We start from the raw sequence: 22493 nt of genomic DNA, 5'->3' as shown, positions 1-22493 counted from the left end.
GGGTGGGAAGAACGACGTCTGTGGCGGTGAATCGAAACCCGTCGTGATCTTCCGCTGCATGGGTGCCGTTGGCCGTTAATGAATCACGCTGCGTATCCGGTCGCGGAGGTTGAGCAATGACTCGTTGGCGGTTCAATCGGCTCGACCCCCCTGTGTGCAACTCGGCCAAAACGGCTCGCAGCTTGAGAGGGGCCGGCGACTGGCTACCCATGCGCAGTCGCCCGTCCCGCCATCGTTCCAGGCCGAGCCAAACCAACCAGCCCTGACGAAGGCCTTCCGATTCAGCCCTGTCGGGAGACCTCATTTGAGCTGGACGACGACCTTACCCTTGGCGCGCCCTTGCGCAAGATATTCGAGCGCCTCTTTGGCCTGGGCAAACGGAAACACTCTGTCGATGACCGGCCGGATATGCGCCGACCGGAGCAAGGCGCCAATTTCGGACAATTGCGCGCCGTCGGGGCGAACGAAGAGGAACGAGTAGGAGACATCCCGCTTGGCAGCGAGCCGCATGATCTTGCGACTCATCAGGCCGAACACAAATTTCAGGACGAAGTTCAGGCCGCGAGCCTTGGCAAACGCGGCATCCAACGGCCCGGTCAGCGAAACGATCTTGCCCCCGGGCCTGAGAATGTCGATCGATTTCTCGATCTCGTCACCTCTCAGCGTGCCGAGTACGACGTCATAGCCACGCAGCAATTTCTCGAACTGCTGTTTCTTGTAGTCGATCACCTCGTCCGCACCCAGGCTGCTGACCAGTTGCACATTGCCGGTGCTGGTCGTGGTGCCGACCTTTGCGCCAAAGTGCTTTGCCAACTGGATCGCGAAAGTGCCAATCCCGCCGGCCCCGGCGGGGATGAACACCTTCTGCCCCTTCTGCACTTTCGCGCGCTCGCGCAGCGCCTGCCATGAGGTCAGCCCGACCATCGGAACCGAAGCAGCCTGCACGAAGTCGAGGTTTTCCGGCTTCAGCGCCGCGGCACGCTCCGGTACCACGGCGAATTCGGCGAGGGAGCCGGTGCCAAGATCGAAGAGGCTGGCAAAAACGGCATCGCCCTTCTTGAAACGCGTCACCCGGCTGCCGACGTCGATCACCACGCCAGCGAGGTCGCTGCCCATCGTGGCCGGCAGCTGGAGCTTCAAGACCGGTTTGAACATGCCCGTTGGGATCATGTTGTCGATCGGGTTCAAGCCCGCAGCGTGAACTTCGACCAGCAGTTCGTCAGGCTTCAAGGTGGGGCGGGGAATATCAGCGAAGCCGATCTCGGGCGACTTGCCGTAGCGTTTGAAGGTAAGTGCTTTCATGGTGTTCTCATTCCAATGTAGGTCGGGCCGCCCACGCTGCGCGGCCTGCAATTGCCGGGCATGACAGCCGAATGATCGAGAGGGAGCCGGGAATGGGCTCCCGGCAAAACTGCTTCGCCATCCCGGCCGAAACCGGGTGACATTCGCCCTCCGGATTGGGCCGTCATGCGTTGACGTCCACGACGGTGCGACCACGCACCAGGCCCTGCAGCACAGGGCCGACAAGGCTTGGCACCTCGGCCAGCGGCACGATCTGAGTGGCGTGTGCGAGCTTGCCCGGTTCCAGATCGCGCGCCAGACGTGCCCATGCCTGCAAGCGCACGTCCTGCGGCGCGTTGACCGAGTCGATGCCGGCCAGCGTGACGTTGCGCAGAATGAAGGGCAGCACCGAGGCGGGCAGGTCCGTGCCCTGGGCGAGCCCGAAAGCCGCCACCGCGCCGCGATAACGGGTTTGCGCGATCACGTTGGCCAGGGTATGGCTGCCCACTGAATCGATGGCGCCGGCCCAGCGTTCCTTGGCGATCGGCGCGCCCGGCTCGGACAGCGTACGGCGATCGATGACCTCGGCCGCGCCCAGTTCGCGCAGGTAATCCGCTTCATCCAGGCGCCCAGTCGAAGCGATCACCCGATAGCCCAGTTTGGATAGCAATGCGATTGCGATGGAGCCCGCACCGCCGCCGGCGCCGGTGACCAGGACATCGCCCTTGTCCGGCGTGATCCCGGCATGCTCCAGTGCGAGCACCGACAACATCGCGGTGTAGCCCGCCGTGCCGATCGCCATGGCGTCGCGTGTCGAAAGCGCATCGGGCACTTTGACCAGCCAGTCGCCGCTGACGCGCGCTTTCTGCGCAAACCCGCCGTGGTGCGTCTGGCTCAGACCCCAGCCATTGGCAAGCACGCGGTCGCCTACCGCAAAGCCGGGGTGCGACGAGCGCTCGACGACGCCCGAAAAATCGATGCCGGGGATCAGTGGAAACTGGCGGATCACCGGTGCGCGGCCGCTCAGGGCTAGCGCGTCCTTGTAATTCACCGTCGAGTAGTCGATCGCGACAGTGATATCGCCTGGCATCAGATCGGCTTCGTCGAAGTCGACCAGGGTCGTGGAAATTGTTTCACCGGCCTTGCTGGCCAGAAGCGCCTTGAAGCTCATGCTTGTTTCTCCTGCGTTGGGGGTGTCTTGGACATGCGGATACCGGTGTTCAGTGGATTCCGTGGCATGCCTTAGCCCAGACCAAATTGCTTGTGGAGCACCTTGTCGAAGAAGCCGCGAGGAAGAAAACGTCGAGCGAAGGCGCCCTGGCGCGCCACCTTGCCGGATGGATAGCGCAGGCGCGGTTTCTTGTCGTTGGCGGCCATCACGATGGTTTCCGCAACGCTCTCGGCGCTATCTGCGGCGGACATCGCGCGCTCGTAGGCCGTCAGGTATTTGCGGCGGCTCGCATCGTAGGCGGCCAGCGGTTGATCGGAAGGGGCGACGCTGGCGTCAAATGCAGTCCGCGTCACACCCGGTTGAATGACGGCGACGCGCACGCCGAATCCGCGCACTTCGTGATCGAGCGATTCGGAGTAGCCCTCGATGGCGTGCTTGCTTGCCGAGTAATGGGCGTTGAAAGGCGCCGGGATGATCCCCAGGCCGGAGCCCACGTTCAGGATTCGGCCACTGCCTTGCCTGCGCATGATGGGCAAAACCGCGTTGCTCACCCTGACCACGCCGAGCACATTCGTCTCGAACAGCGCGCGTACCTGCGCGATCGAGCTTTCTTCCGCTGCGGCCGGGCCAAGACCGAAGCCCGCGTTGTTAACCAACAGGTCGATGCGCCCCTCCAGCCGTAGCAGTTCATCGACCGCGGCTTGAACCGATGCGTCGTCCATCACGTCCAGCGCCAGCATCGGAAATGCGCGCTGGCCCGCCTGGGCACCGCGCCGGCTGGTGCCATAGACCTTGTAGCCCGCTGCAGCGAGCTTGTTGGCGGTGGCCTCGCCGATGCCAGATGAAGCGCCGGTTACGAGGGCGACGCGTTTGTTTTTTGTCATGGGGAAACTCCTGAATATTCTTGAAAACCGCTGCTCGACGCCTGTGGGGTAGGCCGTGGCGTGCGACGGGCGAACGGGGTTGTGGATGTGGGACGCTCGATGCTTACGGGCGGCGGTAGCGTTCTGCCGCATGGGCCTGGCGAACATCCGCAAGCAAGCCCTGGCGCGCGCCTTCCAGCGCATCCCAGCGTTCGGCGACGTGCAGCGGCGGGATCGTGACCAACTCACGTCGGTCGAAGCCGACCAGCGCGGCGTCGACCAGTTCGCCCACCTCCATCACTTCGGGCAGGGTGTTGACGTCAACGCCGGCGCGTTCCCAGATTTCCGTGCGGGTTGCGGCCGGCAAGACTGCCTGCACATAGACGCCCGAGGGCGATAGCTCCAGATGCAGGCCCTGTGACAGGAACAGCACGAAGGCCTTGGTTGCGCCGTAGATCGTGGCGCCAAACTCGGGTGCAAAGCCTACGACCGAGCCGATATTGACGATCGCGCCGCGACCGGATTGCGTGAAACGCGGTGCGACCGCGGCTGCGAGCCGCGTCGGCGCCGTGGTGTTGAGTGCGATGAGGTTCTCGATCTGCGCTGCGGTCTGTTGCCCGAAGCTGCCCGACTGAGCCATGCCGGCGTTGTTGATCAGGATGCCGATGCTGGCGTCATCGCGCAGGCGGGTTTCGAGCGCGGCGAGATCGGCAGGCTGGGTCAGATCGGCCGGCAGCACATCGATGGTCACCCCACTGTTTTCGCGCAGGCGCGCTGCCAGGGCGTGCAGACGTGTCTTGTCGCGTGCGACGAGCACGAGGTCATGGCCGCGATGGGCGAAGCGCTCGGCGTAGGTTGCGCCGATGCCGCTGGAGGCGCCGGTAATGAGGACAGTCGGAAGCTTGTTCATGGTTACTTTCCCTTGCATGAGTCGTTTCGGTCGGCCCGTTCGCCGGGCGCACGCCCCGCGGGCTTGCGGGCCGGAGGTGCCATGACGATTCGATGGGCACGCGTCACGCCGTTGAGTACGGAATCAATGATGACGATCATAATCTAACAAGTCAAGACTTTGATTATGGTCGTCATCTATGTATAGTGAAATCCGCAAGCAGCCATCAACTCACTGTGGAACAGAAATGAAGGTCACCAAGGCACAGGCACAGGCGAACCGGGCGCGCGTCGTTGAAACGGCCGCCACCCTGTTTCGGGAGCGCGGTTACGACGGCGTCGGCGTTGCTGATCTGATGGCCGCCGCCGGCCTCACCCACGGCGGCTTCTACAAGAACTTTGGCTCCAAGACCGATCTGATCGCGGAGTCCGCCGCGTGCGGCATCGCCCAGAACGCCGCGCTGTCGACCGGGGCGGACATTCCGGAATTCGTGCAGCGCTATCTCTCGCGCGAGCACCGCGATGGCCGCGCCAGCGGTTGCACCATCGCGGCCCTGAGCGGGGACGCAGCGCGTCAACCGGAAATGGTTCGGGCTGCTTTTGCGGCCGGCATCGAGCGCCTGCTGGCGACGCTGAATCCCGCGTCCGCCTTGCCGGACGCTGCAGACGCAGACGCCGGCGCGACGCGGATCCAGCATCTCGCCATCCTGGCGCAGGCGGTGGGCGCAGTCGTCATCTCGCGCGCCTGCCCGGACGACTCACCGCTGGCCGACGAAATCCTCGCGGTATGCCGCGACCGGATCCTCGCCTCGCTGACGACGCCGGCCACAGATGCACAGCTCGGCCAAACCCTCGAGCAGCCGTGAAGGAGAAGTAGATGCCCCTCGTTCGTATCGACATCAAGAAGAACCCTGACGCCTCCTATGTCAAAAGGCTGGGCAAGGTGGTTTTTGAGTCAATGAAAGCCGCGATCAACGTCCCCGACAAAGACAACTTTCAGGTCCTGGCGGAGCACGACGATGATCACTTCGTCTATGACCCTGCGTATCTGGGAATCAATCGGACCGATGGCGTGGTGTTTATCCAGATCACGCTCAATGAAGGACGCACGACGGAGCAGAAGAAACTTCTCTACAAGACGATTGCGGAGGGACTCAACCGAGAGGCGGGGGTTCGGCCGGACGATGTATTCATCAATCTGGTCGAGGTCAAGAAAGAGAACTGGTCGTTCGGCGGTGGAGTGGCCCAATACGAGAGCTGATGCTCCGCGCGTGATCCTGAGTCATGGCACGAATATCTCAGTCAACGGAATGAAGCATGAAATACACAGTCTTTGGTAAGATCGGCCTGCGCGTGTCGCAAGTCGCATTGGGCACCGGCAACTTCGGAACTGGCTGGGGCTATGGCGCCGACCCCGATGCCGCCGAGGCAGTTTTCAACGCCTACGCCGAAGCGGGCGGCAATTTCATCGACACCGCGGACGCGTACCAGTTTGGCCAGTCCGAGGAGCTGCTCGGCAAGCTGCTGCAAGGCCGGCGCGAGGACTTCGTGCTGGCGACCAAGTTCTCCAATGGCGCCGCGCCCAACGCCAACCGCCTGGTGACGGGCAACAGCCGCAAGGCCTTGGTCGCGTCCGTGGAGGCCAGCCTCAAGCGGCTCAAGACAGACCGTATCGACATTTACTGGGCGCACCACCCCGATAGCGTCACACCCCTCGAAGAGATCGTCCGTGGATTCGAGGACCTGGCCCGCGCCGGCAAGATCCTGTATGCCGGCCTGTCGAACTTCCCTGCCTGGCGTCTTGCCCGTGCGGTCACACTGGCCGAACTGACGCACGCAGTCCCGATCGCGGCGGCGCAGTTCGAGCACAGCCTGGTCCGCCGCGAGCCCGAGGCCGATCTGTTCCCCGCATCGCTCGCGCTCGGTCTTGGCATCGTGACGTGGTCGCCCCTGGGCGGCGGCATGCTGACCGGCAAGTACCGGCAAGGTGAAAAGGGGCGCGCAGAAGGTTTCGGCGGACGAGTATTCCAGCCCGAGAATTCAGCGCAGCGCACGCGGATCCTGGATACGGTGCTCGCCATTGCTGGCGAGTTGGGCGTCAGCGCGGGGCAGGTCGCGATTGCGTGGGCCGGGTCGCACGGGGCCGTGCCGATCATCGGGCCACGCTCGTTGCCACAGCTCAGCGACAACCTCGGCGCGCTGACGGTCGAACTCACAGCGGAGCAACTCAATCGCCTGGATGCTGCGAGCAGCCTGGTGACCTCCGCCCCCCCGAGGGCTGTGATCCCATGGGCAGCAGATCGCGCTCGGGTCGTGGCCTGAGCACTTTGGCTAGGGGCGCCGTCGATGACGGCGCCCCTTTTCATGGCGCGCACCGCGATCGGTGGGATCACATCGGTCGGTTGGGGGCATCCATGCAGAGGCTTGGTGTCTCGGGGCAGCCGTTGCGCAAACTGACCGTGGCGATACAACGAGATGACACGGGTGCGGGATGATGAAGGTGTCCTCTGATGGGGTGAGGTTCATTGCGGCGAACGCCAGGTGGGCGTTTCTCTTCATTGCGCTGCTATGTGTTGCTGCGGTCGCGGCCGCCCTGGTGTCTCAGCATTTCTTTGGCATGCGACCTTGCCCGTGGTGCGTGCTGCAAAGAGCGCTCTTTCTGATGGTCGCCCTCGTGTGCGGATTGGCGGCTGTCGGGCGGGGTCGGCTGTTGCGCCTGGGTATGTGTGCCGTGGCGCTGTCGTTCTCGGTTTCAGGGGCCGCCGCGGCACTTTGGCAGCATTTCGGGGCCGGAGAATCCAATTCGTGCAGTGTCAGTCTCGCCGAGAAGCTCATTTCGGGCTTGGGCGTAGGTCGCCTGTTTCCCGACGTGATGGCGCCGCGTGCCAGCTGCGCCGATGCCGCCGTTCGTCTGTTTGGGGTGCCCTACGAATTCTGGAGTCTCGCGCTCTTCATCGTTGTCGCAGTCGCCCTCATTCTCCTGATGGTTACGCTCAAGAAACCGATCACGTATCGACATGAAGGGCCAGCGTCGTCGTCAGCAGGGACGGCACTTGCTCACGGCGCTGACATCCGTTGATACGTGGCGGGTATTCTCCGCGCGACGGGAGGAACCCCGACTGGTCGTCTCAAGCGTTTCGGCGAACAACGTTTGAACCATCGAGGGGCCGGTTTCGTTGGGCATACGGCTGCTCAAGCTCGGGATCCTTGAATGACTGATTGGGGCGGTTACTGCCCTTCGCGTGCCGTTGGCAAATGTCTGCAACTCGCTTGATCCAGTCGTCGAGCCCTTGAATGCCGCAGGCAGGTTCTGGCCGGCTCTCACCCATGCGGCGTCCAAATGGGGCGCCGAAAACTGGCGATCCAGCCGCAGGCTTGGGCGGGGACATTCGACCCCGCGGCAATCGCAGGCAAGCGGGCAGGGCCCGCAGCAGGACAGACTTCTTTGTCCAAGAAAAACGCCCACCGGTTTGGGCCGGTGGGCGTTTGCTTGGGTACGCGCTTCTGTCAGGCGGCCGCTTCGACCGGTTTCTTCAGCGCATAGAGCGCCAGCGCCGTGACCACCGTGCCGGCGACCAGCGCGATGAGGTAGCCGCCGAGGTTGCCGACCGCATTCGGGATTGGCAGCACGAATACGCCACCGTGCGGCACGCGCAGCGTGCAGCCCAGCACCATCGACAGTGCGCCGGCGGTGGCGGAGCCGGCCATCAAGGCCGGGATCACGCGCAGCGGGTCTTTCGCCGCAAAGGGGATCGCGCCTTCGGTGATGAAAGAGATGCCCAGCACCGCGGTGGCCTTGCCGGCTTCGCGTTCGTCTTCCGAGAAGCGGTTCTTGAACAGCATCGTCGCCAGCGCAATACCCAGCGGCGGCGTCATGCCGGCGGCCATCACGGCGGCCATCGGCGCGAACACGTCGCTGCCGAGCAGGCCGGTGGCGAACGCGTAGGCGGCCTTGTTGATCGGGCCGCCCATGTCGAAGGCCATCATCGAGCCGAGCAGCAGGCCGAGGAATACGGCGCTCGAACCCTGCAGGCCCTTGAGCCAGGCAGTGATCGCACCGAGCACTGCAGCGACCGGTTCGCCGACCACGTAGTACATGAGCAGGCCGACGATGGTGGTGCCTAGCAGCGGCAGGATCAGCACCGGCTTGAGGCCGTCGAGGTTGCGCCCGAGCTGGATCTTGTCGTTGAGGAACTTCACCGTGTAGCCGGCGAGGAAGCCCGCGGCGATACCGCCGAGGAAGCCCGATCCGATCGACGCGGCGATCATGCCGCCGATCATGCCGGGTGCGAGGCCGGGGCGATCTGCGATCGAGTGTGCGATGTAGCCGGCGAGGATCGGCACCATCAGCGCAAAGCCGCTCTTCGCGCCGATTGTGAACAGCGTCCAACCCAGCGTGCCCTTGTGCGCGTCGTCATAGACATAGATGCCCCCGAGCGCGAAGCCGAGCGCGATCAGCAGGCCACCCGCAACGACGAAGGGGATCATGAAGGACACGCCGGTCATCAAGTGCTTGTAGGCACCGGTGCGGGCTGCGGATTGCTGCGCCTTCACATCCTTCACCTTGTCGGCCATGTCGCTCGCCGCCGCGACGCGCGCTTCGGTCAACGCGGTGCGGATCAGTGCGGCGCCGTCGTTGATCGCGGCCTTGGTGTTGGTTTCGTAGATGCGCTTGCCGGCAAAGCGGGTCTTGTCGACCTTGGTGTCGGCGGCGATCACGACGATCTCGGCATTCGCGATTTCCTCGGCCGTCAGCGCGTTCTGCGCACCGACCGAGCCCTGGGTTTCGACCTTGATCGTGCGGCCCACGGTCTTGGCGCCACCTTCCAGGCCTTCGGCGGCCATGAAGGTGTGCGCGATGCCGGTGGGGCAGGAGGTGATCGCCACGATCTGCGGCATCGCCGGGTTGCGCGGCGCGGCGCTCGGCACGGCGGCCGGCGCGGCGCCGGAAAGTGCCTGGCGGATCACGCTGTCGGCATCGCGGATCGCCGGTGCGGTGGGGCCTTCGACGATGCGCTTGGCGCCGAAACGGGTTTTGTCGACCTGCGTGTCGGCGGCGATGATGACCAGATCGGCCGCTGCGATGTCAGCGTCGCTCAAGGCGTTGCGGGTGCCAACCGAGCCCTGCGTTTCAACGCGGATCGTGTGGCCCAGCCGCGCGGCGGCTTGTTCAAGCGCCTCGGCGGCCATGAAGGTGTGCGCGATGCCGGTGGGGCAGGCGGTCACGGCGACGATACGTGCCATGGTGGATCTCCTCTTTTGGTGTGCTGTGTGTACTGCGTGTCGGGTTCAGGCCACTGCGGTGATGCGAATGCGTTCGGCGAGCGCGCGCACTTCGTCGGGCGCCGGCAGGTGCGGGCCCAGCCGTGCGAGCTTGGATGCCGAGAAAGCGGTTGCGAGTTGTGCGGCGCGCCTCAGGCTTGCGCGTTCCAGCGTGGCGGCAAGAATGCCGGCCACCATGGCGTCGCCCGCGCCGACGGTGCTGAGCGGTTCGATCTCAGCCGGGTGCGCCAGCAGGGCTTCGTCGCGGTTCATGAAGAGGGCGCCGTCACCGCCCATCGACACCACCAGGGTGCGCAGCGCCGGTGTCTTGTCCAGCAACTCGCGGCCGGCTGCGACGACGGCGTCGAGGTCCGGCAGCGCATGGCCGACCAGTTCAGCCAGTTCGTCACGGTTCGGTTTCGCAATATCCGGGCCGGCCGCGATGGCGGCCGACAGCGCCGCGCCGCTGGCATCGAGCAGCGTTCGGCCGCCGCGCTGGCGCACGGCGCTGATCAGGCGTGCATAGATATCCGCCGGCCAGCCTGGCGGCAGGCTGCCCGCCAGCACCACCCAGCCCGCCTGCGGCAACAGCGCGTCGAGGCAGGCCTCGAAGTGTGCCGTTGCCTGCGCGATGGCTTCTGCCGAAAGGCTGGGGCCAGGCATGTTGACGTCGGTCGTATCGCCGCTCGCCCGATCCACCAGTTTGGTGTTGATGCGGGTGAGGCCGTCGAGGTAGTGAAAGCGGTTGTCGATCTGCTTTGCGGCAAACAGGGCCTCGAACTGCGCCGCGTTGTCGCGCCCGAGCAGGCCGCTGACAGCCGTCGGCACGCCGAAGTCGGCGAGGCAGGAGGCGACGTTGATGCCCTTGCCACCGACATCCGCCTGCATGTTGAGCGCGCGATTCACTTCGCCGAGCTTGAGGCCGCTCACCGCGATCGTGTGATCCAGCGCGGGGTTCAGCGTCAGCGTCAGCACCACGGGGCGGCGGGGTGTCATGGTCTCGCTCATAGCGCGCGCACCGCTTCAGGGGTGGTGGCGGCTACGGCGCGCTCGGCCAGCGTCTGCATTGCGGCGAACGATTCGCTGCGCAGTGCGGCCTTTACCGCTGCCACATCCTGCGCGCTCATCGACAGCTCATCTACGCCCAGTCCAGTCAGGATGCGTGCCCCGAGCGGGTCACCCGCCAGGCCGCCACACACGCCGACCCAGGTGCCGGAAGCCTTTGCGGCGCGCACGGTGTTGGCGATCAGTGTCAGCACCGCGGGGTGCAGGCTGTCGGCCTGCGCGGCCAGATCCGGGTGCTGGCGGTCGATCGCCAGCGTGTATTGCGTCAGGTCGTTGGTGCCGATCGAGAAGAAGTCGACCAGCGGTGCGAAGCGGTCAGCCATCACGGCAACGGCGGGCACTTCCACCATGATGCCGATCGGCACCACCGGGCCATCGACCTGCGCACGGGCGCGGGCGCAGTGGGTGCGCAGCGCTTCGATCTCGCCGGTGTGCGTAACCATCGGGAACATGATCTTGATCGGGCCGTGCTTGGCGGCGCGATACAGCGCGCGCAGCTGGGTATAGAGCAGGTCCTGGCGCGTCAGCAGCAGGCGGGCACCACGCACGCCGAGGAAGGGGTTTTCCTCGGCAGGCAGGTTGAGGTAGGGCACCTGCTTGTCGCCGCCGATGTCCAGCGTGCGGATGATCAGCGGGCGGCCGGCCATCACTTCGGTCATCTCGCGGTAGATGCGGTACTGCTCATCTTCGTCCGGCGCGGTGTCGCGTTCGAGGAAGAGGAACTCGGTGCGCATCAGGCCGACGCCTTCGGCACCGGCCTCGATAGCCGCGGCGGCTTGCTTGGCGTTCGCCACGTTGGCGGCGATCTCGACACGGTGGCCGTCCGTCGTTTCAGCCGGCTGGTGGCGGCTTTCGCGCAGTGCGGCGCGTGCGGCCGCTTGGGCGGCAACTACCGCTTCGGCGCGATCGACGTCAGCACGCGCGACATTCAGATAGACCGCGCCGACGCTGCCGTCGATCACCGCCTGGCTGCCCTCGGGCGCTGCGAGCAGTGCGCTGCCGGCCGCGACGATGGCCGGCAGCCCCAGCGTGCGGGCAAGAATTGCGGTGTGCGAGGTCGGTCCGCCACCACTGATCGCGAGGCCGACGATGAAGCGCATGTCGAGCTGCAGCGTGTCGGACGGCGTGAGGTCTTCGGCGACCAGGATGCTCGGTGCGTTCAGCACCAAGCGCTGGCGCGTCACGCCCAGCAGCGTACCGAGCACGCGTTCGCCAACGTCGCGCAAGTCGGTGGCACGCGCTGCGAGCAGCGGGTCGGCGAGGCTTTGCAGCTTCTCGACGCGCGTCTTGATCACATGCTGCCAAGCCCATGCCGGGCCGTGGCCGTGCAGGATTTGCACCATCGCGTCGCGCAGCAGTTCGGCATCGCCCAGCAGTTCGCGGTGGGCGGCGAAGATCGCGGCTTCGCTGGCGCCCAAGCGGCTGCGGGTTTCCGCTTCGAGCACGCTGAGCGCATCGCGCACCTTCAGCACCGCGGCTTCGAGCGCTTCGCCGTCGGCGATCACATCGCCCGGTTGGTCTTCGATGTCAAAGCGTTGCGCCGCGTGATGCACCAGGCGGCCGATCGCGAGGCCCGGGCTTGCACCAAGGCCGTACAGCGTTTGCGAGGCTTGCTCGGGCAGCCAGTCCGGCGCCTGGCGGCGTGCGGCCATCGCATTGCGGCGTGCGCGTTCGGCGTCGGCATGTTCTTCCGACGACAAGGTCTGCATCACCTCCAGCATCGCATCGACGGCGCGGCGAGCGTCGTTGCCGCGTGCCGCAATGCTCAGGGTCTCGCCGCGCGTGGCGCCGAGCGACAGCAGGCCGGTGAGCGCTTTGGCATCGGCGAATTCAAGGCCCTTGACGATGCGGATCTCGCTCACGAAGCGCTTCGCGACTTCGGTCCAGCGCGTGGCGGGGCGGGCGTGCAGGCCGTTCGGGTAGTCCAGCGTCCAGGTCGCTTCCGCATCCGCAGGCCAGGGCAGGGCGACCGGGGCCGGGAAGGGCGGCGCTGCCGGCACATCGGCCAGCGCGCTGACGATCAGTTCCGGATCATCGGTCTCGACCAGCATCTCGATGCTCTCGGGGCGCTGCATCAGGCGAGTGAGGCGGCGCAGCAGCGCGATGTGTTCGTCGGACTGCGCAGCGATCGCGACGATCAGGCGCGCCGGTTCGCCGTCCTTCCAGCTCACACCCTTGCGGATCTGCACCACCGCGACGCCGGTGCGGCGGATCAGGTGGCGGTCATCGACCATGCCGTGCGGGATCGCGACGGTGGCGCCGAGCAGCGTGTTTGCGACTTGCTCGCGTTTGAGCAGGCTGTCGACATAGCCGGGTTCGATATAGCCAGCCTCAACCAGAAGGTGCCCCGCAAGGCGGATCGCCGCCGTCTTGTCGGGTGCCTGAGCGTTCAACAAAACGCACTTGCTTGTAATCGTTTCCATCGCCTACTCCGAGCGTGCATGCCAAGATTGGATGCTCTCTTTGTAATCGATTACATTTGATGTGTCAAAGATTTTTGTTTATCGCTTGTCTGTTCAGGGATCAAAGCCAAGGCGTGGCAAGGGTTGTTGATGTTCGGAGCGTGTGACGTTGCGAGAAAATTACTCCCTAGAACGCACTTGTTCGGTGTTTTGGGGCAGAATGAATACGTAATCGATTACAAGGCGGTGGGGTGGGGCATGGCTCGGATCATTGATGTGGCGAAGCACGCTGGGGTGTCGGTGGCCTCTGTTTCTCGCGTGCTTGCCGGGCTGCCCGGGGTTAGCGACGAAACGCGTGCGCGTGTCCAGGCGGCCGCCAAGGCGTTGAACTATCGCCCGGATCTCGCTGCGCGGCGTTTGCGCTCACGCCGTACCGACACGATCGGCCTGATCGTCTCCGACATCCGCAACCCGTTCTTCACCGAGGTCAGCCGCGCGGTCGAAGACATGGCCTATGAGCACGGCCAGCGCGTGATCCTGTGCAACGCCGATGAAGACCCGGAGAAGGAAGCCTTCTATCTGGAGTTGATGCACAACGAGAACGTCAGCGGCGTGATCCTGTCACCGACGCTGCAGTTGCTGTCGCAGTTCCGCGCTGCCGATTACAGCTTCCCGGTGGTGCTGGTCGACCGCTGCGACCGCGGCACCGAAGCCGACGCGGTGGTGCTCGACAACGTGGATGCCGCCTACCGCCTGACCGAACACCTGATCGAACGCGGCTACCGCCGCATCGGTTTCCTGTATGGCGCTGGCAGCGCGACCGGCCAGCAGCGTAACGAGGGCTACTCGCTCGCGATGGCGCGTGCGGGACTTGCCGCGCAGGCTTCGGCCTTGCGGCCCGCGGTGGTGGACGCGCGCGATGCGGCGCTGGAACTCCTGGCCGGGCGGCAGCCGCCAGAAGCCCTGATGGCGAGCAACGGTCTGCTGCTGCTGGGCATCGCGGAAGCGGTGCGGGAGTTGGGCGTGCCTTGCCCCGAGCGCATTGCCGTCGCCGGATTCGACGATCTGCCCTGGGTGCGGTTGGTGGAGCCGGGCTTCACCGTGATTGCGCAGCCTACTTACGATATTGGTCACGCAGCGATCGAGCTGCTGCTGCAGCGCATCGCGCAACCGTCGCAAGCGGTGCGCCGCGTGGTGCTGCGCGGGGATTTGATTGTTCGTGGCTCAACGGCGCAGCGCGTGGCTCCGCCAGTCTGAGCGCGCCGTTCAGCCTTCGATCTTCGGGTCGCGCGAGAGCAGGCGTTCGACTGCGTCGCGGGGCGGCAGACCCTCGTGCAGGACTGCATCGACTGCAGCAGTGATCGGCATTTCCACACCCAGTTTGCGCGCCAGCGCAGCGACTTCGCGCGCGGTCGGCACGCCTTCGGCGACATGACCGAGGCTGCTGAGGATTTCGTCAAGCTTGCGGCCTTCCGCCAGCGCAAGGCCGACGCGGCGGTTGCGCGACAGATCACCGGTGCAGGTGAGGATCAGATCGCCGACACCGGCGAGGCCGCTGAAGGTTTCGCGGCGGCCGCCCAGTGCAAGGCCGAGGCGCGTAATTTCGGCTAGGCCACGCGTGATCAGCGCTGCGCGGGCGTTGAGCCCGAAGCCCATGCCGTCGCAAATGCCGGTCGCGATCGCCAGCACGTTCTTCACCGCCCCCGACACTTCCGCGCCGACTACATCGTCGGCAGCGTAGATGCGCAAGCGGTTGTGATGCAGTTGCGCCGCCCAGTGCGTGGCAAATGCCAGTGAATTGCCGGCAAGCGTCACGGCGCCCGGCAGGCCGGCGGCGACTTCCTGAGCGAAGCTGGGGCCAGTCAGCACCGCAACCGGGTGCGCGGCGCCGAGTTCTTCGGCCGCGATGTCGTGCGGCAGTTTGGCGGTGCCCGCTTCGAGGCCCTTGCAGGCCCAGATGACCGGCAGGCTCGGTGCGAGTTCGGCAACGGACCGCAGGCAGAAACGCAGGCCGGCGGTCGGCGTGACCACCAGCACCAGATCCGCATTGGTGAAGGCATCGGCGAGCGTATCGACAACGTCGACCGAGGCAGGCAGCTTGACGCCGGGTAGCAGCGGATTCTCGCGCGTGCTGCGTAGCTGTGCCTGCAGGTCGGTTTCCCGTCCCCATAAGGCGATCGAATGGCGCGCGGAAAAGCTGAGGGCCAGTGCAGTCCCCCAAGCGCCCGAACCCAGGATGGCGATGCGGCTCATGGTGCTTTCACTCTAGGCTGGTTGGCGGGAAAGTGCGTGGCAGGCAGCGCGCTGGCGCTGCCGCACGCTGGGGGCATCAGTCGCCCCAGACATCCTGGGCGCGGGCGAAGCCGCTTGCGCCGTCGCGATGTTTGACGCGGACCCAGCCGGAACTCAGCTTCTCGCCGAACTCGAGGATGACATCCTTCTCGGCGCGGAAAGTCACCGGGCTGGCGGCGTCGGCCTGCTGGTAGATGTCGGCGGTGGCCGCGGTGACGATCACGGTGCGGGCATTGGCGAGCGATTTACGCTCGATCCATGCGATGCCACCCGATGCGTCACGGACCTTGGCCCACTGATCCAGCCCGACGATCAGTTCGACCGGCGTACCGCGCTGGATCACGAAGAGCTTCTTGCCTTGCTTCGAGGGTGCGTCGTAGAGCACCGCCACCTCGTTCACGGCACGGAATTCAAGCGCCGCCGCGGCGCCCGGAAAGGCGATCGCGGCGGCGGACAGCCAGGCTGCAAGTGCGCGCATGCGTGATTACTGGATCACCACGTCGCTGCCAGCGGCTTGCTGCTGTTCCTGGCGGGCTTGGTACAGCGCTTCGAAGTTCACCGGGGCCAGCAGGATCGGCTGGAAGCCGGCGCGGGTGATCGCGTCGGAGACGGCTTCACGGGCGTACGGGAAGAGGATGTTGGCGCAGCCGATCATCGTCACCGGCTGAACGTCGGCCTCGGCGAAGTTGCGGATCTGGAACACGCCGCACTGGGCGACTTCAACCAGGAACACCGTCTTCTCGCCAGAGGTGGCCTTGACGGTGACATTCACCACGACGTTGTAGTAACCGTCGTCAACCTTGTTGGCGGCGGTGTTCAACTCGACGGCGATCTGCGGCGCTTCGCGCTCGAGGAAGATCTGCGGCGCGTTCGGCACCTCGATCGAGAGATCCTTGACGTAGAGTTTTTCGATCGAGAAGACCGGTTGTGCTTGTTCGCTCATTTTTGTTACTGCCTGGTGTGGTGATGTGAATGGAGTGCAGGCGAGGGGCCCGCTAACGAAAACCGATTATGCCCGACGGCGCTTATGCGTCCGGGCTGGCAAGCAGGGGCTCCAGCTCGCCGGCGTGATCCAGCGCATACAAGTCGTCGCAGCCGCCGATATGCCGCTCACCGATGAAGATCTGCGGCACCGTGCGCCGGCCAGTGATCTCCATCATGTGGTCGCGCTGGGCGGGATCAAGGTCGATGCGGATCTTTTCGATCTCGCTCACGCCCTTGCGCCGCAACAGCTGCTCGGCGCGCACGCAGAACGGGCACACAGCGGTGGCGTACATCACGACTTTTGCCATGGTGTGCCTCAGTCCTTGACGACCGGGTGGTTGTCCTTGCGCCACAGGGCGATGCCGCCAGAAAGGTTGTAGGCCTTCTCGATGCCTGCTGCCTTCAGCGTGCCGAGCGCGCTGTTGGAACGGGCGCCGCTCTGGCAGACCAAGATGATCGGCTTATTCTTGAACTTCGCCAGTTCGCCGGCGCGCTTTGCCAGTTCGCCGAGCGGAATGTTTCGCGCATTCGGCAGGTGGCCGCTGGCGAACTCGTCCGCCTCGCGCACATCCACGACGATCGCATTCTCACGGTTGATCAGAAGTGTGGCCTCGACCGGCGTGACGCCGCTGGCGCCCCCGCGGCCACGCATGAATTCGGCAATCAGCATGGCGCCAGAGACGACAGTGATCACGACAAGGAAGACGTTTTGCTTGATGAACTCCATGATCCAACTCAGAAAGCGGCCTAAAAGCGGGAAGTGCGGTGGCCGAATCCGATAAAATACCACCATCTCGCGCAGGACGCCTTTGACGGGCATCCGTTCCAGACCGGGCGCGGTTGATGTGTCCCCCTAGCAAAAACACGTGTTTCAGGAGTCTGTATGTACAAGATCGTTCTGATGCGCCATGGTGAGTCCACCTGGAACCTCGAAAACCGCTTCACCGGCTGGACCGACGTGGACCTGACCCCGAAGGGTGTCGAGGAAGCCAAGACCGCCGGCAAGCTGCTGAAGGAAAAGGGCTACTCGTTTGATCTGGCCTTCACTTCGGTGCTCAAGCGCGCGAACAAGACGCTCAATACCGTGCTGGAAGAAATCGACCAGCTGTGGCTGCCGGTGGTGCACTCGTGGCGCCTGAATGAGCGTCACTACGGTGCGCTGCAAGGCCTCGACAAGGGCGAAACCGCAGCCAAGTTCGGCGACGACCAGGTCAAGATCTGGCGCCGTTCGTACGACGTGCCGCCGCCTGCACTGGAAGAAGGCGATGCTCGCCTGAACACCAACGACCCGCGCTACCACGACCTGCCGGCCGCCGAGTTCCCGCGCACCGAGTGTCTGAAGGACACGGTTGCCCGTTTCGTGCCGTACTGGCTCGAAACCATCGCGCCGGAAGTGAAGGCTGGCAAGCGTGTGATCATCGCCGCCCACGGCAACAGCCTGCGTGCGCTGATCAAGTACCTCGACAACATGTCGGAAGCCGAGATCCTCGAGCTGAACATCCCGACGGCCCAGCCGCTGGTGTATGAACTCGACGCCGATCTGAAGCCGATCAAGCACTACTACCTGGCTGATCCGGACGTGATCGCTGCAGCCGCCGCGGCTGTCGCGAACCAAGGCAAGGCCAAGTAAGACCGGCTGGTTCGTGATTCGATCATTACCGATCGGGGCGAGGGGCGCTTTGGCGCTCCTCGCCCTTTTGTTTGCGACCGCCGGCATTGCGGCGACGCGCAACACTGCCGAGATCGACGCCCGCAAGGCGGATCTCGATGAACTCCACCAGCGGATTCGCGGACTGCAGGAGGAAATCGCTTCGTCCGAAGCGTCCCGCAGCGAAGCGGCCGATGAACTCTCCGGCGCAGAGAAAGCCATCTCGGCGGCGCGTCGCCGGCTGCGCGAGATTGCGGCCGAGCGGGCGGCCACCGAGGCCGAGATCGCACAGCGCGAAGCGGAGCGCGACGCTGTCGCGGCCAAGCTCGACGCCCAGCGCAAGGCGCTCGGCGACACCCTGTTTCGTTACTACGTGTTCGGTCGGCGCGCCGGCACCCGCGCTCTCTTGAGCGCCGACGACCCGAATCAGATCGCGCGCGACGCCTACTACCTCGAACGGCTGGCCGAAGCGCGCCAACGTGAGATCGAATCTGCCCGCCAAACGCTTGCCGAGCATGAGCGGCTCATCGAGGAAGTTCGCCAGCGGCGCGAGCAGATCGCGGCCTTGGAGCGCGAACAGGCCGCCGAAACCGCCGAGTTGCAGCGCGAACAGAAGCAGCGCGCGGAAGTACTCGCGCGCATTCAGGACAAGATCAAGGCGCAGCGGCGTGAAGTCAGTTCGCTGAAGCAGGATGAGAAGCGGTTGGGTAAGCTCCTCGATGGCCTCTCGCGTCTGCCGCCGCCGCGCAAGCCTGCGAAGCCAAAGCCCGCGCCCAAGCCTGTTCCCGAGGTGGCCGGAAAGCCGTCCGCCGAGCGCCCGCCGGTCACAACGGCGAAACCAAGCGAAACGCCTGTGAGCGAACCTGTCACCGGCAAGGCCGAGGAAGCAGCCAACGACAGTGTGCCGTCGATCGCATTCGGCGAGCTGAAAGGCAAGCTCAAATGGCCGGTGCGCGGTGAACTTGTGGGCCGCTTCGGCGCTCCAAGGGCGGACGGCGGTACGCAGTGGAAGGGCGTCTTTATCCGTGTAGCGAGTGGCGACGTGCGCGCCGTTGCCGCTGGTCGGGTCGTGTATGCCGACTGGCTGCGCGGCTTCGGCAACCTGGTGATCGTCGATCACGGCGATGGTTATATGACGGTCTACGGCAACAACGAGGCGCTGTACAAACCGGCTGGCACGTCGGTGCGCGCCGGTGACCCGATCGCGAGCATTGGCGCGAGCGGGGGCAGCGAGGAATCAGGTTTATACTTTGAAATCAGGCATCACGGTCAGGCGCAGGATCCGGCGAAATGGGTCGGATCGCGCTGAAGAACCGGTGAGCCGGACCGTTACAACAGAGAACCAGATGGCACAGGAATCAAAGATGCGCGGCAAGTTGCAGCAGGCGGGGCTTGTGATGGTGGGCTTGTGCGCCGGTGTGGCACTGAGCCTTAACTATTCAGCCAGCGCCAACAAGGAAGCCGCTGCGCCGTTGCCGGTGGAAGAGCTGCGCGCCTTCGCCGAGGTGTTCAACGCCATCAAGCAGGGCTACGTCGAGCCCGTCGAAGACAAGAAGCTGATCACCAATGCGATCAGCGGCATGCTGTCCGGGCTTGATCCGCACTCGACCTATCTCGATCCAGAGGCCTACAAGGATCTGCAGGTCGGCACGCAGGGTGAATTCGGCGGGCTGGGTATCGAAGTTGGCATGGAAGACGGCTTCGTCAAGGTCATCTCGCCGATCGAAGACACTCCAGCCTTCCGCGCCGGAGTGCGCCCGGGCGATCTGATCATCAAGCTCGACGACACTGCGGTGAAGGGCATGACCCTGAACGACGCGGTAAAGAAGATGCGCGGCAAGCCGAAGACCTCGATCAAGCTTACGATCGCTCGCAAGGGTGAGAACAAGCCGATCGAGCTGACGCTGATGCGCGAAGTGATTCAGGTGCAAAGCGTGAAGGCGCGGATGGTCGAGCCGGGCATTGCCTACCTGCGCGTTGCACAGTTCCAGGAAAATACCGCACCGGCCGTCGCCAAGGAACTCGGCAAGCTCGACAAGCAGGGCATCAAGGCGATCGTGCTCGATCTGCGCAACGACCCGGGTGGCCTGCTGAATGCCGCGGTGGGAGTGTCCGGCGCCTTCCTGCCGGCTCAGACGCTGGTTGTGTCGACTGATGGCCGTACCGATGACTCGCGTCACAAGTTCTACGTGGCACCGCAGGACTACCTGCGCGGCAGCAAGGACGACTTCCTGAAGACGGTGCCGGCCTCTGCGAAGAGTGCGCCGATGGTGGTGCTGGTCAACGGTGCTAGCGCGTCGGCGTCGGAAATCGTGGCCGGGGCGTTGCAGGATCACAAGCGCGCGGTCGTCGTCGGGACGCAGACATTCGGTAAGGGCTCGGTGCAGAGCATCCTGCCGCTCGCAGGTAACACCGCGATCAAGCTGACCACGGCGCGTTACTACACGCCGAGCGGTCGTTCGATCCAGGCCAAGGGCATTGCGCCGGATATCGTGGTCGACGACACACCGAATGGTTCGTTCCAGCGCCTGCGTGAAGCGGATCTGGAGCGACATCTGGAAACGCCGGCTGCGACTGAGGCTGCGCCTGCGAAGGCCGAGCCGAGCGCGAAAGCGAAGCCGGCGGGCAAGGGCAAGGAGAAGGACGGCGAGGAGCAGGATGCACCGCTCGCACCGTTCGAAATCGGCGGCAAGAACGACCATCAACTGGCGCAAGCGCTCAATGTGCTGAAGGGCATGCAGATCGTCCAGAAAGCACGCTGAAAACGCCTGGGCGGTGCTAGCCGGGCTCGCACCGCTGCGTCGGCAAACGACGGAGGATTGGCCATGTTGGAACGCGACAAGGCTTACCGGCTCGCCGGCAGGAAGCACAGGGCGCACAGCCTCAACTGCGACGCCGAAGTGCTGCACAAGCGGCGCGAGGTGCGGTTTCATGTCCTGCCCGCTGGGCAGTCGGAGCAGGCCATGTTGCGCCTGACCTCGGTGCCGGGGCTGGTCGTGGAGCGTGGCTTGCGGCCTGAGTCCTTGTGGATCACCTACTCACTGGCCGACCATTCGCTCGAAGAGGTGGAGGGGTTGCTGGTGAGCATGGGCTTTCATCTCGATCCGTCGTTCTACACGCGGATTCACAACGCCGTGATCCATTACTGCGAAGACACGCAACTGCGCAACCTTCGCTCGCCCGAGCGGCTGATCAAGAAGTCGAACGAGGTCTACGTGAAGGCTTGGGAACATCACCCGCACGGCGATCACGACGACACGCCGGCGGAGCTGCGCGAGTACAAATAGCGCGCTCGCGGCGCGCATCGACCCGACGGCGCGGATCACACCCGCGCCGTTTTTGTATCTGGAACTGGGCACATGAACGACGAACAACTGCTGCGTTACTCCCGCCACATCCTGCTGCCGGAAATCGACATCGCGGGGCAGGCGGCCATTTGTGCCGCACGCGTGCTGGTGGTGGGGGCCGGCGGGCTCGGCTCGCCAGCGGCGCTTTACCTAGCGTCGGCCGGAGTCGGAACGCTGGTGCTGGCGGATGGCGACGAGGTCGATCTGACCAATCTTCAGCGCCAGATCCTGCATACCCAGGCCTCGGTGCGGCAGCCGAAAGTGGTGTCGGGCGAGCGCGCGCTGCGTGCCTTGAACCCCGAAATTGAAATCGTCGCCTTGCATGCTCGACTCGAAGGCGCGGCCTTGGACCAGGAGGTCGCCAAGGCCGATGTCGTACTCGACTGCTGCGACAACTTTGCCACTCGCCATGCTGTGAATCGGGCCTGTGTGCGCTTCCGCAAACCGCTCGTATCGGGGGCTGCGATCCGTTTCGATGGACAAATCAGCGTGTTCGACCTGCGCCGCGACGGTGCGCCGTGCTACCACTGCCTGTTCCCGGAAGGCGAGTCGCTGGAGGAACTGCGCTGCGCGGTGACCGGCGTGTTCGCGCCGCTCACCGGTATCGTCGGCGCAACGCAGGCGGCCGAAGCGCTCAAACTGCTTGCCGGCTGCGGCGAGGCGCTCGTGGGCCGTCTCTTGTTGCTCGACGCTCTGGCAATGCGGTGGCGCGAAGTGCGTTATCCGCGTGATCCGTCGTGTTCGGTGTGTCAGGTGACAGCAACGTGAGTCGAGCTGCTGAGGGCGCTTCGCTCACGATCGGCAAGGCGGGCGCGAACGACGCCGAAGCAGCCTGGGCCGTTCGCAATTCATCCATTCGGTATCAATGCGCCGGGTGCTATCCCGAAGAGGTTGTCGACGCGTGGACCGCGGGTGAAATGCCCGATGCGTTTGTCGAAGACGTGGAGCGCAGCTTCGTCGTCGCGAGACGGGAGGGCAGAGTTGTCGGTACCGGGGCGCTTGATTTGAAGACCGGCAAGATGGATGCGGTGTTCGTCCATCCCGGTTACATGCGGTCTGGCATCGGCAGGGCGATCGTTGCGCACCTGGTAGGCCTGGCGCGCGATGCTGGGGTGATGTCTTTGACGCTAGAGGCCACGATCAATGCCGCCGCGTTTTACCGTGCCTGCGGCTTCAGTGGAGATGAGACGGCGACCTACCGATCTCCGCGCGGCCTTGCGTTCGATTGTGTGCCCATGCGACTGAATCTTGGCCCTGAAAGCGCGCCCCAAGGGCCGGCGCCAATGTGAG

24 protein-coding genes are annotated in these 22493 nt (G+C 64.8%); 11 read left to right on the top strand and 13 right to left on the bottom strand.

Annotated elements, in window-relative coordinates; genetic code table 11:
- Positions 1-300: 300 nt before the first annotated feature.
- From ACE3P0_RS05515 to ACE3P0_RS05500, 4 genes are all read right to left on the bottom strand, one after another.
- Positions 301-1353 carry an NADP-dependent oxidoreductase gene (locus tag ACE3P0_RS05515; RefSeq protein WP_374400679.1) on the bottom strand — a complete coding sequence of 351 codons (1053 nt, stop codon included), beginning with the start codon at positions 1351-1353 and terminating at the stop codon, positions 301-303.
- A gap of 112 nt (positions 1354-1465) precedes the next feature.
- Positions 1466-2452, bottom strand: coding sequence for an MDR family oxidoreductase (locus tag ACE3P0_RS05510; protein WP_374400677.1), 987 nt, complete (start codon positions 2450-2452; stop codon positions 1466-1468).
- A gap of 71 nt (positions 2453-2523) precedes the next feature.
- The gene (locus ACE3P0_RS05505) at positions 2524-3336 is read right to left on the bottom strand and encodes an oxidoreductase (protein WP_374400675.1); all 813 of its coding nucleotides are present in this window, start codon (positions 3334-3336) and stop codon (positions 2524-2526) included.
- A 103-nt stretch (positions 3337-3439) separates the two neighbouring features.
- Positions 3440-4225, bottom strand: a complete 786-nt coding sequence (locus ACE3P0_RS05500; RefSeq protein WP_374400673.1) for an SDR family NAD(P)-dependent oxidoreductase — start codon at positions 4223-4225, stop codon at positions 3440-3442.
- A gap of 226 nt (positions 4226-4451) precedes the next feature.
- Here ACE3P0_RS05500 and ACE3P0_RS05495 point away from each other — a divergent pair, with 226 nt between their 5' ends.
- The 4 genes from ACE3P0_RS05495 to ACE3P0_RS05480 all read left to right on the top strand — a co-directional run bounded on the left by ACE3P0_RS05495 (position 4452) and on the right by ACE3P0_RS05480 (position 7282).
- Positions 4452-5069, top strand: a complete 618-nt coding sequence (locus ACE3P0_RS05495; RefSeq protein WP_374400671.1) for a TetR/AcrR family transcriptional regulator — start codon at positions 4452-4454, stop codon at positions 5067-5069.
- Positions 5070-5080: 11 nt separating this feature from the next.
- Positions 5081-5464 carry a tautomerase family protein gene (locus ACE3P0_RS05490; protein WP_374400669.1) on the top strand — a complete coding sequence of 128 codons (384 nt, stop codon included), beginning with the start codon at positions 5081-5083 and terminating at the stop codon, positions 5462-5464.
- Between the two features lie 56 nt (positions 5465-5520).
- Positions 5521-6525 (top strand): aldo/keto reductase, encoded by a 1005-nt coding sequence (locus ACE3P0_RS05485; RefSeq protein ID WP_374400667.1) that lies wholly within the window; start codon positions 5521-5523, stop codon positions 6523-6525.
- A 169-nt stretch (positions 6526-6694) separates the two neighbouring features.
- Positions 6695-7282, top strand: a complete 588-nt coding sequence (locus ACE3P0_RS05480) for a disulfide bond formation protein B (RefSeq protein WP_374400665.1) — start codon at positions 6695-6697, stop codon at positions 7280-7282.
- A gap of 428 nt (positions 7283-7710) precedes the next feature.
- Here ACE3P0_RS05480 and ACE3P0_RS05475 read toward each other — a convergent pair whose 3' ends face one another.
- The 3 genes from ACE3P0_RS05475 to ptsP are packed head-to-tail and all read right to left on the bottom strand — an operon-like array spanning position 7711 to position 12953.
- Positions 7711-9447: a PTS fructose-like transporter subunit IIB gene (locus ACE3P0_RS05475; protein WP_374400663.1), complete on the bottom strand. Its 1737-nt coding sequence runs from the start codon at positions 9445-9447 to the stop codon at positions 7711-7713.
- 45 nt (positions 9448-9492) lie between these two features.
- The gene (gene pfkB / locus ACE3P0_RS05470) at positions 9493-10461 is read right to left on the bottom strand and encodes a 1-phosphofructokinase (protein WP_374400661.1); all 969 of its coding nucleotides are present in this window, start codon (positions 10459-10461) and stop codon (positions 9493-9495) included.
- Between the two features lie 8 nt (positions 10462-10469).
- Positions 10470-12953: a phosphoenolpyruvate--protein phosphotransferase gene (gene ptsP / locus ACE3P0_RS05465; protein WP_374400659.1), complete on the bottom strand. Its 2484-nt coding sequence runs from the start codon at positions 12951-12953 to the stop codon at positions 10470-10472.
- A gap of 237 nt (positions 12954-13190) precedes the next feature.
- Between ptsP and ACE3P0_RS05460 the strand changes: the two genes are divergently transcribed.
- Positions 13191-14189 (top strand): LacI family DNA-binding transcriptional regulator, encoded by a 999-nt coding sequence (locus tag ACE3P0_RS05460; protein ID WP_374400657.1) that lies wholly within the window; start codon positions 13191-13193, stop codon positions 14187-14189.
- 9 nt (positions 14190-14198) lie between these two features.
- Here the strand turns inward: ACE3P0_RS05460 and ACE3P0_RS05455 are convergent, their stop codons facing one another.
- The 5 genes from ACE3P0_RS05455 to ACE3P0_RS05435 all read right to left on the bottom strand — a co-directional run bounded on the left by ACE3P0_RS05455 (position 14199) and on the right by ACE3P0_RS05435 (position 16935).
- On the bottom strand, positions 14199-15185 hold the full coding sequence (locus ACE3P0_RS05455; RefSeq protein ID WP_374400655.1) for an NAD(P)H-dependent glycerol-3-phosphate dehydrogenase: 987 nt from the start codon (positions 15183-15185) through the stop codon (positions 14199-14201).
- Positions 15186-15261: 76 nt separating this feature from the next.
- A complete protein-coding gene (locus ACE3P0_RS05450; RefSeq protein ID WP_374400653.1) occupies positions 15262-15702 on the bottom strand; it encodes an SH3 domain-containing protein in 441 nt (146 codons plus the stop codon).
- Between the two features lie 6 nt (positions 15703-15708).
- The gene (secB, locus tag ACE3P0_RS05445) at positions 15709-16167 is read right to left on the bottom strand and encodes a protein-export chaperone SecB (RefSeq protein WP_172203916.1); all 459 of its coding nucleotides are present in this window, start codon (positions 16165-16167) and stop codon (positions 15709-15711) included.
- Positions 16168-16249: 82 nt separating this feature from the next.
- Positions 16250-16516: a glutaredoxin 3 gene (gene grxC / locus ACE3P0_RS05440; protein WP_374400651.1), complete on the bottom strand. Its 267-nt coding sequence runs from the start codon at positions 16514-16516 to the stop codon at positions 16250-16252.
- An 8-nt stretch (positions 16517-16524) separates the two neighbouring features.
- On the bottom strand, positions 16525-16935 hold the full coding sequence (locus ACE3P0_RS05435) for a rhodanese-like domain-containing protein (RefSeq protein WP_374400649.1): 411 nt from the start codon (positions 16933-16935) through the stop codon (positions 16525-16527).
- A 156-nt stretch (positions 16936-17091) separates the two neighbouring features.
- On the opposite strand from ACE3P0_RS05435, the gene gpmA reads away from it, so the two are divergent.
- A complete protein-coding gene (gene gpmA / locus ACE3P0_RS05430) occupies positions 17092-17838 on the top strand; it encodes a 2,3-diphosphoglycerate-dependent phosphoglycerate mutase (protein ID WP_374400647.1) in 747 nt (248 codons plus the stop codon).
- Between the two features lie 25 nt (positions 17839-17863).
- Here gpmA and ACE3P0_RS05425 read toward each other — a convergent pair whose 3' ends face one another.
- Positions 17864-18373 (bottom strand): hypothetical protein, encoded by a 510-nt coding sequence (locus ACE3P0_RS05425; protein WP_374400645.1) that lies wholly within the window; start codon positions 18371-18373, stop codon positions 17864-17866.
- A 48-nt stretch (positions 18374-18421) separates the two neighbouring features.
- Here ACE3P0_RS05425 and ACE3P0_RS05420 point away from each other — a divergent pair, with 48 nt between their 5' ends.
- From ACE3P0_RS05420 to ACE3P0_RS05400, 5 genes are all read left to right on the top strand, one after another.
- Positions 18422-19165 carry a murein hydrolase activator EnvC gene (locus tag ACE3P0_RS05420; protein ID WP_374400643.1) on the top strand — a complete coding sequence of 248 codons (744 nt, stop codon included), beginning with the start codon at positions 18422-18424 and terminating at the stop codon, positions 19163-19165.
- Between the two features lie 55 nt (positions 19166-19220).
- Positions 19221-20618, top strand: coding sequence for a S41 family peptidase (locus ACE3P0_RS05415; protein ID WP_374400700.1), 1398 nt, complete (start codon positions 19221-19223; stop codon positions 20616-20618).
- Between the two features lie 63 nt (positions 20619-20681).
- Complete coding sequence (locus tag ACE3P0_RS05410; RefSeq protein ID WP_374400641.1) at positions 20682-21143, top strand: hypothetical protein; 462 nt, start codon at positions 20682-20684, stop codon at positions 21141-21143.
- A 72-nt stretch (positions 21144-21215) separates the two neighbouring features.
- Positions 21216-21971 carry a ThiF family adenylyltransferase gene (locus tag ACE3P0_RS05405; protein ID WP_374400639.1) on the top strand — a complete coding sequence of 252 codons (756 nt, stop codon included), beginning with the start codon at positions 21216-21218 and terminating at the stop codon, positions 21969-21971.
- The gene (locus tag ACE3P0_RS05400) at positions 21968-22492 is read left to right on the top strand and encodes a GNAT family N-acetyltransferase (RefSeq protein ID WP_374400637.1); all 525 of its coding nucleotides are present in this window, start codon (positions 21968-21970) and stop codon (positions 22490-22492) included. The genes ACE3P0_RS05405 and ACE3P0_RS05400 overlap by 4 nt, the downstream gene beginning before the upstream one ends.
- Position 22493 lies beyond the last annotated feature (1 nt).

It is taken from the genome of Niveibacterium sp. (genome assembly GCF_041909475.1).
Lineage (GTDB): Bacteria > Pseudomonadota > Gammaproteobacteria > Burkholderiales > Rhodocyclaceae > Niveibacterium.
Note: the sequence above shows the minus strand (reverse complement) of the source record. Positions and strands in the feature narration are given on the sequence as shown.